11 protein-coding genes are annotated in these 14,707 nt (G+C 53.6%); 6 read left to right on the top strand and 5 right to left on the bottom strand.

The features are described 5' to 3' along the window. Nucleotides 1–43: 43 nt before the first annotated feature. Genes leuD through leuA form a run of 4 tightly spaced genes read right to left on the bottom strand, consistent with a single transcriptional unit; the run spans nt 44 to nt 4,730 of the window. The gene (gene leuD, locus ACKWMY_RS07405; RefSeq protein ID WP_024483541.1) at nt 44–646 is read right to left on the bottom strand and encodes a 3-isopropylmalate dehydratase small subunit; all 603 of its coding nucleotides are present in this window, start codon (nt 644–646) and stop codon (nt 44–46) included. 11 nt (nt 647–657) lie between these two features. Further along, nucleotides 658–2,058: a 3-isopropylmalate dehydratase large subunit gene (leuC, locus tag ACKWMY_RS07400; protein WP_024527182.1), complete on the bottom strand. Its 1,401-nt coding sequence runs from the start codon at nt 2,056–2,058 to the stop codon at nt 658–660. A 3-nt stretch (nt 2,059–2,061) separates the two neighbouring features. Next, a complete protein-coding gene (gene leuB / locus ACKWMY_RS07395) occupies nt 2,062–3,153 on the bottom strand; it encodes a 3-isopropylmalate dehydrogenase (RefSeq protein WP_199061207.1) in 1,092 nt (363 codons plus the stop codon). A gap of 2 nt (nt 3,154–3,155) precedes the next feature. Then, nucleotides 3,156–4,730 carry a 2-isopropylmalate synthase gene (gene leuA / locus ACKWMY_RS07390; protein ID WP_024527181.1) on the bottom strand — a complete coding sequence of 525 codons (1,575 nt, stop codon included), beginning with the start codon at nt 4,728–4,730 and terminating at the stop codon, nt 3,156–3,158. Between the two features lie 919 nt (nt 4,731–5,649). Between leuA and leuO the strand changes: the two genes are divergently transcribed. From leuO to cra, 5 genes are all read left to right on the top strand, one after another. After that, nucleotides 5,650–6,597, top strand: coding sequence for a transcriptional regulator LeuO (gene leuO / locus ACKWMY_RS07385; RefSeq protein ID WP_024527180.1), 948 nt, complete (start codon nt 5,650–5,652; stop codon nt 6,595–6,597). 456 nt (nt 6,598–7,053) lie between these two features. Then, complete coding sequence (locus ACKWMY_RS07380; protein WP_409486119.1) at nt 7,054–8,859, top strand: AMP-dependent synthetase/ligase; 1,806 nt, start codon at nt 7,054–7,056, stop codon at nt 8,857–8,859. Between the two features lie 318 nt (nt 8,860–9,177). After that, nucleotides 9,178–10,896: an acetolactate synthase 3 large subunit gene (gene ilvI, locus ACKWMY_RS07375; RefSeq protein WP_024527178.1), complete on the top strand. Its 1,719-nt coding sequence runs from the start codon at nt 9,178–9,180 to the stop codon at nt 10,894–10,896. Next, nucleotides 10,896–11,390 carry an acetolactate synthase small subunit gene (gene ilvN / locus ACKWMY_RS07370; protein WP_021179312.1) on the top strand — a complete coding sequence of 165 codons (495 nt, stop codon included), beginning with the start codon at nt 10,896–10,898 and terminating at the stop codon, nt 11,388–11,390. Before ilvI ends, ilvN begins: the two co-directional genes overlap by 1 nt. 281 nt (nt 11,391–11,671) lie before the next feature. Beyond that, the gene (gene cra, locus ACKWMY_RS07365; RefSeq protein ID WP_021179314.1) at nt 11,672–12,676 is read left to right on the top strand and encodes a catabolite repressor/activator; all 1,005 of its coding nucleotides are present in this window, start codon (nt 11,672–11,674) and stop codon (nt 12,674–12,676) included. Between the two features lie 208 nt (nt 12,677–12,884). Here cra and ACKWMY_RS07360 read toward each other — a convergent pair whose 3' ends face one another. Continuing rightward, nucleotides 12,885–13,352: an L-alanine exporter AlaE gene (locus ACKWMY_RS07360; RefSeq protein ID WP_074028481.1), complete on the bottom strand. Its 468-nt coding sequence runs from the start codon at nt 13,350–13,352 to the stop codon at nt 12,885–12,887. A gap of 895 nt (nt 13,353–14,247) precedes the next feature. Between ACKWMY_RS07360 and mraZ the strand changes: the two genes are divergently transcribed. Continuing rightward, nucleotides 14,248–14,706 carry a division/cell wall cluster transcriptional repressor MraZ gene (gene mraZ / locus ACKWMY_RS07355; protein WP_024483534.1) on the top strand — a complete coding sequence of 153 codons (459 nt, stop codon included), beginning with the start codon at nt 14,248–14,250 and terminating at the stop codon, nt 14,704–14,706. Nucleotide 14,707: the final 1 nt, after the last annotated feature.

Here is a 14,707-nt window from a genome sequence, read left to right as displayed (position 1 = left end):
TTGATGAAAGCCTCACCCGCCGGGCGGCGGGTGAGGCTGAGGTTTAGTTCAGAAACGCCGGTTGCTGCGCTTCGTAGCGGGAAATCTCCGCTTCGTGCTGCAACGTCAGGCCAATGCTGTCCAAACCGTTAATCATGCAGTGGCGGCGGAAGCTGTCGATCTCAAACGGGTAGCTTTTGCCCCCGGCGTTCACCGTCTGGTTTTCCAGATCGACCACGAACTCCGTGCCTTCGTGTTCTGCCACCAGCTTAAACAGAGTATCCACATCCTGTTCGCTCAGCGTGACCGGCAGCAGCTGGTTGTTGAACGAGTTGCCGTAGAAGATATCCGCAAAGCTTGGTGCAATTACTACCTTGAAGCCGTAATCAGTCAGTGCCCATGGCGCGTGCTCACGGGATGAGCCACAGCCAAAGTTTTCCCGGGCTAACAGGATGCTGGCCCCTTTATAGCGCGGAAGGTTCAGCACAAACTCAGGATTTGGCTGTTGACCCGCATCGTCCAGGAAGCGCCAGTCGTTGAACAGGTGCTGGCCGAAACCGGTGCGGGTGACTTTCTGTAGAAACTGCTTCGGGATAATGGCGTCGGTATCGACGTTGGCCGCGTCCAGAGGCACCACTAAGCCGGTATGTTGAGTAAATTTAGCCACGCTGGTGCTCCTTAGTGCAATTCACGGATGTCGGCAAAATGGCCGGTAACGGCAGCAGCAGCAGCCATCGCCGGGCTGACCAGATGGGTACGCCCACCGCGGCCCTGACGCCCTTCGAAGTTACGGTTGCTGGTTGAGGCACAGCGTTCGCCAGGGTTCAGACGGTCGTTGTTCATCGCCAGGCACATGGAGCAGCCTGGCAGACGCCATTCGAAACCCGCTTCGATAAAGATCTTGTCCAGACCTTCCTCTTCCGCCTGTGCTTTCACCGGGCCGGAGCCAGGCACCACAATCGCCTGCACGCCGGCGGCCACTTTACGGCCTTTGGCAATGGCGGCTGCGGCACGCAGATCTTCGATGCGTGAATTGGTGCAAGAACCGATAAACACTTTGTCGATTGCGACGTCAGTCAGCTTGATGCCGGGTTTCAGGTCCATATAGGCCAACGCTTTTTCAGCTGAGGCACGTTCCACCGGATCGCTAAAGGAATCGGGGGTTGGGATCGCCTGATCGACCGCGATAACCTGCCCAGGGTTGGTGCCCCAGGTGACCTGTGGCGCGATATCTTCCGCCCGCAAGGTGATAGTGGTATCGAATTTGGCTTCGGCGTCGGACTTCATGGTGCGCCAGTAGGCCACAGCCTGCTCCCAGTTTTCCCCGGTAGGAGCGAACTGGCGGCCTTTCAGGTAATTGAAGGTGGTGTCGTCTGGCGCAACCAGGCCTGCTTTGGCACCCATCTCAATCGCCATGTTGCACAGCGTCATGCGGCCTTCCATGCTCAACGCTTCGATCGCTTTGCCACAGAATTCAACTACGTGGCCAGTACCACCAGCGCTGCCGGTTTTGCCGATCACGGCCAGCACGATATCTTTGGCGGTGATACCTTCTGCCGCATCGCCGGTGACTTCAATCTTCATCGTCTTGGCGCGGCCCTGCTTCAGGGTTTGGGTCGCCAGCACGTGTTCCACTTCCGAAGTACCGATACCGAACGCCAGCGAGCCAAAGGCACCGTGCGTGGCGGTATGGGAGTCACCACAGACGATGGTCATGCCCGGCAGCGTCATGCCTTGCTCAGGGCCGATAACGTGCACAATGCCCTGGAAGGGGTGGTTCAGGTCATACAGTGAGACGCCGAACTCTGCACAGTTCTTGATCAGCTCCTGCATTTGAATGCGAGCCATCTCGCCGCTGGCGTTGATGTCTTTGGTCTGGGTCGACACGTTGTGATCCATGGTGGCAAATGTCTTGCCCGGCTGACGCACTTTGCGGCCCATGGCACGCAGGCCGTCGAAGGCCTGTGGGGAGGTCACTTCATGCACCAGATGCCGATCGATGTACAGCAGCGGTGTCTCGTTTGGCGCTTCATGCACCACGTGGGCATCGTATAATTTCTGATATAAGGTCTTGGCCATGATTTACGCCCCCTCAGCCACGAAGCGGGCAATGATATCGCCCATTTCATTGGTGCCGATGGCTTTGCCGGCACCGGCCAGATCGGCGGTACGGTAGCCCTGTTCCAATGCCTGATTAATGGCGCGCTCGATCGCATCTGCGGCTTCATCGGCACCCAGGCTGTAACGCAACAGCAGGGTGGCAGACAGAATTTGCGCGATCGGGTTGGCAATGTTTTTGCCCGCGATGTCAGGTGCGGAACCCCCGGCGGGTTCGTACAGGCCAAAGCCTTGTTCGTTCAGGCTGGCGGACGGCAGCATGCCCATCGAGCCGGTGATCATGGCGCATTCGTCCGACAGGATATCGCCGAACAGGTTGGAGCACAGCAACACGTCGAACTGGGATGGGTCTTTGATTAACTGCATGGTGGCGTTGTCGATATACATATGCGACAGCGACACATCCGGATAGTCCTTGGCTACCTGACTCACAACTTCACGCCACAGGATGGAGCTTTGCAACACGTTGGCTTTATCAATCGAGGTGACGATATTGCGGCGTTTGCGGGCGGACTCGAAGGCGATACGGGCGATGCGTTCGATCTCAAAGCGGTGGTAGACCTCGGTATCAAAGGCGCGCTCATGCATGCCCTGGCCTTCACGGCCTTTGGGTTGGCCAAAGTAGATGCCGCCGGTTAACTCACGTACGCACAGAATGTCGAAGCCACGCGCGGCAATATCGGCACGCAGCGGGCAAAAATCTTCCAGCCCTTGGTACAGGCGGGCAGGGCGCAGGTTGCTGAACAGTTTGAAGTGCTTACGCAGCGGCAGCAGCGCACCGCGCTCCGGCTGCTCTGCCGGTGGCAGGTGCTCCCATTTGGGGCCGCCTACCGAGCCGAACAGGATGGCATCGGCCTGCTCGCAGCCGGCAACGGTTGCAGCAGGCAGTGGGGTGCTGTGGCGATCGATGGCAATGCCACCGACGTCATATTCACTGGTGGTAATGCGGATACCAAAGCGTTGGCGCACGGCATCTAACACTTTGTGGGCCTGGGCCATTACTTCCGGGCCGATTCCGTCTCCGGGCAAGACGGCAATGTGGTAAGTCTTAGTCATGTTCACACCGTTTCCTGATTATTTTGCTGTTTGGTTTGCTGCAAGCGCTGCTTTTCTTTTTCTACTTGCTGAGAGCGCCAGATATTGTTCAATACGTGGATCATCGCCTTGGCAGAGGATTCCACAATATCGGTTGCCAGGCCCACGCCATGGAAGCGGCGGCCATTGTAAGACACCACGATATCAACCTGGCCCAGCGCGTCGCGGCCCTGGCCTTTGGCGGTCAGTTGATATTTCACCAGCTCAATCGGGTAGCCGGTAATACGGTTGATGGCTTGGTAAACAGCATCGACCGGGCCGTTGCCCGTAGCGGCTTCGGACTTCTCTTCCTCGCCACATTTCAGTTTGACCGAGGCGGTAGCCATAATGCTGCTGCCAGACTGCACGCTGAAGTATTCCAGGCTGAAATGCTCAGGCTCTTCTTGCTGCTTATTGATAAATGCCAGGGCTTCCAGATCGTAGTCAAACACCTGGCCTTTCTTATCTGCCAGCTTCAGGAAAGCCGCGTACAGCACGTCCAGATTGTAATCCTGTTCCTTGTAGCCCATCTCTTCCATACGGTGTTTTACCGCCGCGCGGCCGGAACGGGAGGTCAGGTTCAACTGGACATCTTTCAGACCGATGGTCTGAGGGGTCATGATTTCGTAGTTTTCGCGGTTTTTCAGCACGCCATCCTGGTGGATACCGGAGGAGTGAGCGAAGGCGTTGGAACCGACGATGGCCTTGTTGGCCGGGATAGGCATATTGCACAGCTGGCTGACCAACTGGCTGGTACGGTAGATTTCCTGATGATTGATATTGGTGTGCACCTGCATAAAGTCCTGACGCACCTTGATGGCCATGATCACTTCTTCCAGTGAACAGTTACCGGCACGTTCGCCGATGCCGTTCAAGGTGCCTTCTACCTGGCGGGCACCGGCCTGGACGGCTGCGATAGAGTTACCCACGGCCATGCCCAAGTCGTCGTGGCAGTGGACGGAGATGATCGCCTTATCAATATTAGGCACGCGGTCGTACAGCGTAGTGATGATGCCGCCGAACTGGTTTGGCGTGGTGTAGCCAACGGTATCAGGGATATTAATGGTAGTGGCACCGGCGTTGATGGCGGCTTCTACCACGCGGCACAGGTTATCAATCGGGGTACGGCCAGCGTCTTCACAGGAAAACTCTACGTCATCGGTATAGTTACGGGCGCGTTTCACTGAGCGCACCGCCATTTCCAGCACCTGGTCGAAAGAGCGCTTTAATTTGGATTCGATATGCAGGGTGGAGGTGGCCAGGAAGACGTGAATACGGAAGGCCTCGGCTACGCGTAATGCTTCGGCAGCGACGTCAATGTCGTTATCAACACAGCGTGCCAGACCACAAACGCGGCTGTTTTTGATCTGGCGGGCAATGGTCTGTACCGACTCGAAGTCCCCAGGGGAGGAGACTGGGAAGCCGACCTCCATTACATCGACACCCATTCTTTCCAGCGCCATGGCGATCTGGATTTTTTCTTTAACGCTCAGGCTTGCCTGCAGCGCCTGTTCACCATCACGCAATGTGGTATCGAAAATAATGACTTGTTGGCTCATCGTGTTGTTCCTTGTCGTGTTTGTTTCACGCTAAGCGGGTAAAAAAAAACCCGCGCAGTAGCGCGGGTTTTGCAGATGATGGGCTGAATCAGCTTTGAACCCCGTCCACCAGCGTACCGCGCACATAAGATGCGTTTAGTAGTAGGCCTAGTAGACGGTGGGTACGGATCATGGCGGTCAGCTTCTCTAAAATTGTTTCGTTGCCTAATTTGATACTTTATTGGCCGGGGCATGTCAACACCTGATTAAAACAGGGGTATTGAAAAGCGTGGCACCAACGGGGATAGCACCAGTTGGAAATTCGGTAAAATCCGCAAGGGCCAGCGTTAAATCCACAGGTGATCGGGGGTTTATTAGCATAAATGGTTTGAAAGTGGCACTGCCGCATTGATTAGCAAGACTACTCGGTTAAAATTTATCGTTGGCGCAAAAAAACAGCAAACGTGGTTTGATGGGATGCTGATGTTGTGGGCTTGGCATTCATGGTGTCAATTTGTTGTCGTTAATTCATTCGTAATTCGTATTTTTAGCGCTGAACTGAGCCGCTACAATCAATTAAGTGAGGCTAAAGAGACCTATTTTGCTCTGGTATGATTGTCCATTAACTCATTTTATGGTCTGATCCAGAGGTTGATGTGTACCAAACAGGTATTCATAACTCAGGTGTTTTGCCTGCCAATTTTGTTTGTGTGCCATCGGCGAGTTGCGAACCGATGTGCCAAGGCTACCCGACGACGAACAATGCCTAATATGCACCGCTGTGTCATATTTTTATAGGATGATGCCCGATTGCTATCTTACAAGAGTAGTCAAAAGGGATAACTAATTTCGCTGTGTGGGAATAACGTAGCGTGTCTTTTCCCGTTATTCCCCTGCGCGCTAGCGGGATTATCTACATGGGACTTAGTGGAGTTTGGATATGTCCGAATATAATTCAGGAACTGTCTTGAGGAAAGAAAACGGTGATATTCATTTGCGCAGTGTGGATCTTAATTTACTCACTGTTTTTGATGCGGTTATGCAGATGCAGAATATTACCAAGGCGGCAAATTCCTTAGGGATGTCGCAACCGGCGGTCAGCAATGCCGTGTCGCGTTTGAAGCTCATGTTCAACGACGAGCTGTTTGTTCGCTTCGGCCGTGGCATTCAGCCTACCATGCGCGCCCGCCAACTTTTTGGCCCGGTACGCCAGGCACTGCAGCTGGTACAAAATGAGCTGCCAGGCGCTGGCTTTGACGCCCTGAGCAGTGAACGCCTCTTTATGCTTTCTATCTGCAGCCCGCTAGATATTCGTCTGACTGCCAAAATAATCAACAACGTCAAGAGCATGGCTCCCAACGTGCAGATACAGACCAAGTCTTACATGAGCAATAACATCGAGCATCAGTTACGCTATCAGGAAACCGAGTTTGTCATTGGCTATAGCCGCCTTGAACATCCCGAGTTTCAGGATATTGCCTTGTTCGATGATGAATTGACCCTGGTTGCCGCGCAGTCTCACCCACGCCTGGTGGGTACCATTAGCCAGAAACAGATGCTGGCGGAGCATCATGCCGTCATCGCCTTAGAGCGTTTTTGTTCCTTTAGCAAACCCTACTATCTTGACGAAACCCTACAACGCAGCGTCACCCAGCAATGTACCGACCTGTTCAGCGTATTGAATCTGGTCGCCATGACCGAGATGGTGGCAATCGCTCCTCGTTGGTTTGCCCAACAGCACGCACAAGCCTTGCAGCTAAAATTAATTCCGCTGCCTTGGGAGAGAAAAACCGCCACCTGTTATCTCTCCTGGCATGAGTCTGCCGAGCGTGATGAAGGCCATCAGTGGATGAAGTCCGTACTTAGCCAAGCGGGTGTATTGCGCTAATTAGTGATTTATTGGCCCAGCGCGCTTTCGAGTGCGTCGGGTTGATAATGGATAGCGCGAAAGAATAATAAGAATAGGCTCAAGTAAAACTAAGATAATTCCGGCTAATAACGCCGTGGGAAATATCATTCACCCACCAGGGTTAATTAATTTGAGCGAGTGAAACTCTATTCTGCCCCAAAGGATACCGCCGCTATTTTAAGCTGTCACCTCTCCCTTCTGGTCGTCGATCCCACTTTGTCTGTTTGGCGTAAACCTTTTGCACTCCCTTTTGTCCAAGATCAAGAGAAGTGAGCACAAGCGCGTTTTGGCTCACACTTCTACGCTGAAATCCCTTTTCCCACAGCCGGAGACTAGGTAGACTGCGCAAAAAAAGTAAACACGTGTAAGCTGAGATGTGAGAGCTTCCGCTCCAATCGCGGTTAACTGGTTGATTAATTTCAGGCATAGAGCGCTATGACCAATACCTTGCAGCATTACCATCAGGTCGAACGTATACAGCATCACATTGCTAACCGTGCCGAACATACGGCTTTCCGTCAGTGGTCCCCGCAGGGAGAAACACGGCTGACCTGGTCGCAGGTTGGGGCGCATATGCAGCATATAGCCTGCGCCTTGCTGGCTCTGGGCGTCGAGGTACAGGAACGTATCGCGATTTTTGCCAACAACAGCATGGCCTGGTCGCTGGCCGATCTGGCGATCCTCGAACTGCGGGCGGTCAGCGTGCCGCTTTATGCCACCAACACTCCGGCTCAGGCGGCATTTATCGTTAATGATGCGGATATCCGCATTCTGTTTGTCGGCGAGCAAGAACAGCTGGATGCCGCGATTGCGCTGCGTGGCGTATGCCCGCAACTGACCCATATTATTGTCTTTGATGCTTCAGCCGATTTGCGCGGCTGTGAGATTGCTCAACATCTGCATCATTTCGAACGTCTTGCGGATATCGAGCGTTTCGATGTCCTGCGTCAGCAAAGAATCGCCGAGCGGGATTTGCAGGACTTGTTTACCCTGATCTACACCTCAGGCACCACCGGAGAGCCGAAAGGCGTGATGCTTGATTACCGCAATATGGCCGCACAGCTTCAACTGCATGACGATCGCCTGACGGTAACAGCGGATGACGTTTCCCTCAGTTTCCTGCCGTTGTCACATGTGTTTGAACGTGCCTGGAGCTTCTTTATCATGCATTCGGGCGCGCAGAACGTTTATCTGCCCAATACCGACTGGGTGCGGGAAGCGATGGCCGATGTCAAACCGACCCTGATGTGCGCAGTGCCACGCTTTTATGAAAAAATCTTCAGTGCGGTGCATGAAAAGGTCGCTCGTGCGCCTTGGTTGCGGCGTGCCTTATTCCACTGGGCCATCGTCTGCGGTGAACGCAAGTTCCTCCAGGAAAGGGCAGGGAAACCGTTAGGCAAGCTGTTCGATCTGTCTCACCGCTGGGCTGACAAGCTGGTGTTAAGCAAGCTGCGGGGGATCCTGGGAGGGCGGGTGCGCTTCTTGCCAGCGGCCGGTGCCAAACTTGATGACAACGTGATTCTGTTTTTCCAGGCGATGGGCATCAACATCAAATACGGCTACGGCATGACGGAAACCTGTGCCACAGTCTCCTGCTGGGAAGAAAACAACTTCCGATTTGGTTCGATCGGCAAGCCACTGCCCGGTGTGGAAGTGCGCATTGGCGATGAAAATGAAATCCAGGTGCGGGGGCCAATCGTGATGCGCGGCTATTTCAATAAACCGTTGGAGACGGCCGATAGCTTTACCGCTGACGGCTGGCTGAAAACCGGCGATGCCGGCATGATCGACGATAGCGGCAACCTGTTTATTACCGAGCGGCTGAAGGATCTGATGAAGACCTCCGGCGGCAAATACATTGCGCCACAGATGCTGGAAGGCACCCTGGCGCAGGATCGCTTTATCGAACAGGTCGCGATCGTTGCCGATGCACGCAAATTTGTCTCCGCGTTGATCGTCCCAAGTTTCGAGTCGTTGGAAGAGTATGCCAAATCGGTCAATCTGAAGTATCAGGATCGGCTCGAACTGCTGCGCAACAGCCATATCATCGAAATGTTCGAAAAGCATCTGCGGGAGATGCAAAAAGAGTTAGCCCTGTTTGAGCAGGTGAAGAAATTTACCCTGCTGCCGGCGGCCTTCTCGATGGAATTGGGGGAACTCACCCCGACCCTGAAGCTGCGTCGCAAGGTGATCCTACAGCGTTATCAGCATGAGATAGAGTCGATGTATCAGGAAAAGTGATGATAGGGGCGGCAGGCGGACGAAAAATCCCCAGTCGCCCTTGCCTGATTTAGTTCTGTAATTACCCCCACCCTCGAAATAATGCCTAGATGAACAACCGCTCAGCTAGTGCATAGTTTTGCCAAGCCGCACTTCTCCAGCCTGATGGCAATACCCTTGCCGGTGATAAGCCATTTTGCCGTTTGCCTGCCCCATATTCTGACGCTATGTTAAGAGTCCAAAACGTCCATAAGATTTTTGGGGCCATGCCCCAGACAGGACAGGCGCTACGTTCCGGCGTCAGACAAGAACAAGCTATGTAAGCCTGGAGGCAAACCCATGGAAATATTGTCAGGAGCCGAGATGGTCGTCCGATCGCTGATCGATCAGGGCGTTAAGCATGTATTCGGCTATCCGGGCGGGGCGGTACTCGATATCTATGATGCCCTGCACACGGTGGGGGGCATCGATCATATTCTGGTGCGCCACGAGCAAGGGGCGGTGCATATGGCCGATGGCTATGCACGAGCGACCGGCGAAGTGGGCGTAGTGCTGGTCACTTCTGGCCCTGGGGCTACCAACGCCATTACTGGCATCGCCACCGCCTATATGGATTCCATCCCGATGGTGGTGCTATCTGGCCAGGTGCCGAGCTCGCTGATTGGTTACGATGCCTTCCAGGAGTGCGACATGGTGGGTATCTCCCGCCCGGTGGTAAAACACAGCTTCCTGGTCAAGCGTACCGAAGACATTCCTTCCGTGCTGAAAAAGGCGTTCTACCTGGCCTCTACCGGCCGCCCTGGCCCGGTGGTGGTCGATCTGCCGAAAGATATCGTCGGCCCGGCGATAAGAATGCCTTACGCGTATCCGCAGGACGTCAGCATGCGTTCCTACAACCCGACGGTGCAAGGCCACCGCGGGCAAATCAAACGCGCCCTACAGACCATTCTGGCGGCTAAAAAGCCGATCATGTACGTGGGCGGCGGTGCCATCAATTCGGAGTGCCATGGAGAGTTGCTGCAACTGGCGGAAAAGCTGAACTTGCCGGTCACCTGTACGCTGATGGGGCTGGGGGCGTTCCCCGGGACTCACCGCCAAAGCGTCGGTATGCTGGGCATGCACGGCACCTATGAAGCCAACAAGACCATGCATCATTCCGACGTGATTTTTGCCGTAGGGGTGCGCTTTGACGATCGCACTACCAATAACCTGGCCAAATATTGCCCGGATGCCACGGTGCTGCATATCGATATCGACCCGACCTCCATTTCCAAAACGGTGGATGCCGATATTCCTATCGTTGGCGATGCCAAACAGGTCCTGACGCAGATGCTGGAACTGCTGGCGCATGAGGACAAAGCGCAGGATTTCGATGCGCTGCGTGACTGGTGGCAGTCCATTGAACAGTGGCGCGCGCGTGATTGCCTGGGCTATAACAAAGACAGTGGCACCATCAAACCTCAGGCGGTGATCGAAACGCTGCACCGCCTGACCAAAGGCGATGCCTATGTCACCTCCGACGTTGGCCAGCACCAGATGTTTGCCGCGCTGTATTATCCGTTCGATAAGCCGCGCCGTTGGATCAACTCGGGTGGTCTGGGCACCATGGGCTTTGGCTTACCAGCCGCCCTAGGGGTAAAACTGGCACTGCCAGACGAAACGGTGGTGTGCGTCACCGGTGACGGCAGCATTCAGATGAATATCCAGGAGCTGTCCACGGCTCTGCAGTACAATTTGCCGGTAGTGGTGGTTAACCTGAATAACCGCTACCTGGGCATGGTGAAGCAGTGGCAGGACATGATCTATTCTGGCCGCCATTCTCAGTCCTATATGGATTCCTTGCCGGACTTCGTCAAGCTGGCCGAGGCCTATGGCCATGTTGGCATCGCCATTCGTACCCCGGATGAGCTGGAAAGCAAGCTGGCGCAGGCGCTGGCTGAAAAAGAACGTCTGGTGTTTGTCGATGTGACCGTCGACGAGACCGAACATGTTTATCCAATGCAGATCCGCGGTGGAAGCATGGACGAAATGTGGCTAAGCAAAACGGAGAGAACCTGATGAAGCGCCGTATTTTATCGGTATTACTGGAAAACGAATCCGGTGCGTTGTCGCGCGTCGTCGGGCTGTTCTCTCAGCGTGGCTACAACATCGAAAGCCTGACGGTTGCTCCTACCGATGATCCAACCTTGTCACGCATGACGATCCAGACGGTGGGTGATGAAAAGGTACTGGAGCAGATAGAGAAGCAGTTGCATAAGCTGGTTGACGTTTTACGCGTCAGTGAGCTGGTGCAGGGGGCTCACGTTGAGCGTGAAATCATGTTGGTGAAGCTGCAGGCTAGTGGCTACGGGCGTGAAGAGGTGAAACGCAGCACGGATATCTTCCGTGGCCAGATTGTGGATGTCACCTCCTCGCTTTACACCGTGCAGTTGGCGGGGACCAGCGACAAGCTGGATGCCTTCCTCAACGCCGTACGTGAAGTGGCAGAAATCGTTGAAGTGGCCCGCTCGGGGATTGTTGGCGTGTCGCGTGGCGACAAGATTATGCGCTGATAGCGGGTTTTCTGCACTACATCAGGGGCGTGGCAGGTTTGCTGCGCCCTTTCTTTTTAATTTTTTGCCCATTTGCTGGCACCTTTGGGCGAAAGCGGTTGCTCGGCCGTGTTTTCTGCTGTTAGATCGCCATTACGGGTTGAATAACCATAGTGACTATCATGGTTACTCATTACCCTTCTGCTTTCGGTTCGCTGCATGTTTAGTCGTATATTGAAAGCGTGGGGTAAACAACGCCACACGATCCATTGTCATTTTGAGAGTCATTTAAAGGGGTTAACGTGAAACTGGATGAAATCGCGCGTCTCGCAGGCGTTTCGCGCACTACGGCCAGTTATGTCATCAACGGCAAGGCGAAGCAGTATCGTGTCAGCGATAAAACCGTCGAAAAAGTGATGGCCGTGGTCAGGGAGCACAATTATCACCCGAATGCCGTAGCGGCAGGGCTGCGTGCAGGCCGCACTCGTTCTATCGGCCTGGTGATCCCGGATCTGGAAAATACCAGCTATACCCGCATCGCCAACTACCTGGAGCGCCAGGCGCGTCAGCGTGGTTACCAACTGTTGATCGCCTGCTCGGAAGATCAGCCGGATAATGAAATGCGTTGCATTGAGCACCTGCTGCAACGCCAGGTTGATGCGATCATCGTCTCCACCGCGTTACCGCCGGAGCATCCTTTCTATCAACGCTGGGCTAACGATCCTTTCCCGATTATCGCGTTGGATCGCGCTCTGGATCGTGAACACTTTATCAGCGTGGTGGGTGCCGATCAGGAGGACGCCTTTGCCTTGGCACAGGAGTTACGCACTTTCCCCGCCAAGTCGGTGTTGTATCTGGGAGCTTTGCCTGAGCTTTCGGTCAGCTTCTTGCGTGAGCAGGGTTTCCGCCAGGCCTGGCAGGATGATGAGCGGCAAGTGGATTATCTGTATGCCAACAGCTATGAACGTGAAGCAGCGGGTGTGCTGTTTGCGGAATGGCTGAAAACCCATCCGATGCCACAGGCGCTGTTTACCACCTCGTTCTCGCTGTTGCAGGGCGTGATGGACGTAACGCTGAAACAGCGTGGGCGTTTACCGGCGGATCTGGCGATTGCCACCTTTGGTGATCATGAGCTATTGGATTTCCTGGAATGCCCGGTGCTTGCCGTGGCTCAGCGCCACCGTGATGTTGCCGAACGGGTGCTGGAGCTGGTGCTTGCCAGCCTGGATGAACCGCGCAAACCTAAACCGGGTATGACGCGCATTCGCCGTAACCTGTTCCGCCGTGGCAGCCTGAGCCGCAAATAATGCCCTCACCCTAACCCTCTCCCACAGGGAGAGGGACCGATCGAGTCACAATTTGACTACGCTATTCGTTCTGTACACCCGGTGACTGATTAACTCCTGTTCCTGATCACAGCTTCGTATCCGCTCTCCTTGGTGGAGTGGGTCTGAAACTATAGTGACTCACTTTGGTGCCGAGATTATCTCTTTAGCTCCAGCAGAGCAGGGGCTATCAGCTCCCTCTCCCTGTTGGAGAGGGTTGGGGGGAGGGGACCACGCGAAACAGCCTGCGGCAATATTCCAGAAAATAACCGTATACCACGCCCATCGCCATCGAGATCACCGCATTACTGGTCACCGCGGCCAGGATCTGTTGTCCATCGGCGCCCACGCTCCACAGAATGACGGCGTAAACCGGCGATTGGAAACTGACATAAGCCAACAGATCGGCCAGGTTACGCAGCAAAAACTGCCCGCATGGGCTGCGGCGTGCGGTGGCGATGAAGAAATCGCGGTAGCGGCCATAGGGCCAGGCGATCACGATATTGACGGGGATCGACACCAGTCTGGAGGAGAGTGATTGGCTAAAGCTCATGCCCGAAATCAGTATTTCAATCGCCATCCCGACGATAAAACAGTACACCACTAGCGCAAAAGTATCGGCGGCAGCGCTGCGCCATGGTGAAACGGCTCTAGACATGACACGATCCCTGAATTTATCGGTTAACATGTTGCTTATTAATGTTAATTAGGTGTTATTAACTGACCTTTAAGCATTTTTGTAGTGTACTTGACTACATGGAATGTTTTAAGTGGCTTAAAATTTTTATTTTTAACATTTGGCTGATTTTTATCCTGACAACAGGGGGAAAAGCTCGTAAAGCAGGAGTTTAAAATGGTGAATGAAAATATTGTTAATATAAACAATGCGTTATGATTGTCTGGTGGCGGCGAGATGACGGTTTTGCGGCTGATTCAGCGATAGGCGCACTAAATTTGCGCATATTCCTAAATGCGCAAAAAAATCCAGGTTAATTGTAAATAGGTGTTTTGAGAATAATCTTACCATTTTGATTTGAATCATAATTAACGGCTTAAGCCAGTGCTTCGCCATTTATTTTATCTTTGGGTTGTTCTTTGACGGAATAATTGAAGTAAAATAGCGCGCCGTTGGCAGCGAAATACTTGCTGAGTGTTATTAAGTCAAGGGTTTATGGCATTTCGCTGCTGGCAAGCGGCTTGTGGCCAAGCCTTGACCGACGCGGGATGCGGTGGGGGTATCCCCGCCGAGAGCGATGTTGAAAAGTGAGACCTGGATTGCAGAAGGACATAATGAGTTATTTAATCGTCAATTTGTGTTTATTTTAATCGCACTCTTTCCGCTTAGAAAATTCTCCTCTTTAATCATGATGTTAATTTATATTCATGCAATAAATAGAGTTCCTTTCGTGAGCCAGCCTCCAGAATATGCCTATAAATATTGCCAAACCGCTCTTGCTCTGGCTTGACAAGGTTTTCATACCCTCCGTAAACTCCCTTATGTGGGAATTTGTGGTGTAAAGTGGTGAAAAGGGTCACGAGGGGGTAGCTCAGGTATGTTTCGTGGGGCAACGATGGTCAACCTCGACAGTAAAGGACGGCTCGCCGTACCGACCCGTTATCGGGATTTACTGAATGAGGAATCGCAAGGCCAAATGGTTTGCACCATTGACCTCCATCAGCCCTGCCTGCTGCTTTATCCATTACCTCAATGGGAAATCATCGAGCAAAAGTTGTCCCGTCTGTCGAGCATGAATCCCGCCGAGCGCCGAGTCCAGCGCTTGCTGTTGGGCCATGCCAGCGAGTGTCAGATGGATAATGCCGGCCGGTTGCTGTTAGCCAATACGCTACGCCAACATGCCGGGCTTACTAAAGAAGTGATGCTGGTCGGGCAGTTCAACAAGTTTGAACTGTGGGATGAACAGACCTGGTATCAACAAGTCAAGGATGATATTGACGCGGAACAATCCACTCAGGAACCGTTGTCTGAGCGGCTACAGGACTTGTCACTATAAG

The sequence above is a fragment of the Serratia sp. J2 genome (assembly GCF_046269175.1).
Lineage (GTDB): Bacteria > Pseudomonadota > Gammaproteobacteria > Enterobacterales > Enterobacteriaceae > Chania > Chania fonticola_C.
The sequence above is the reverse complement of the archived record's forward strand: the minus strand, read 5'-3'. Positions and strand labels throughout refer to the sequence as shown.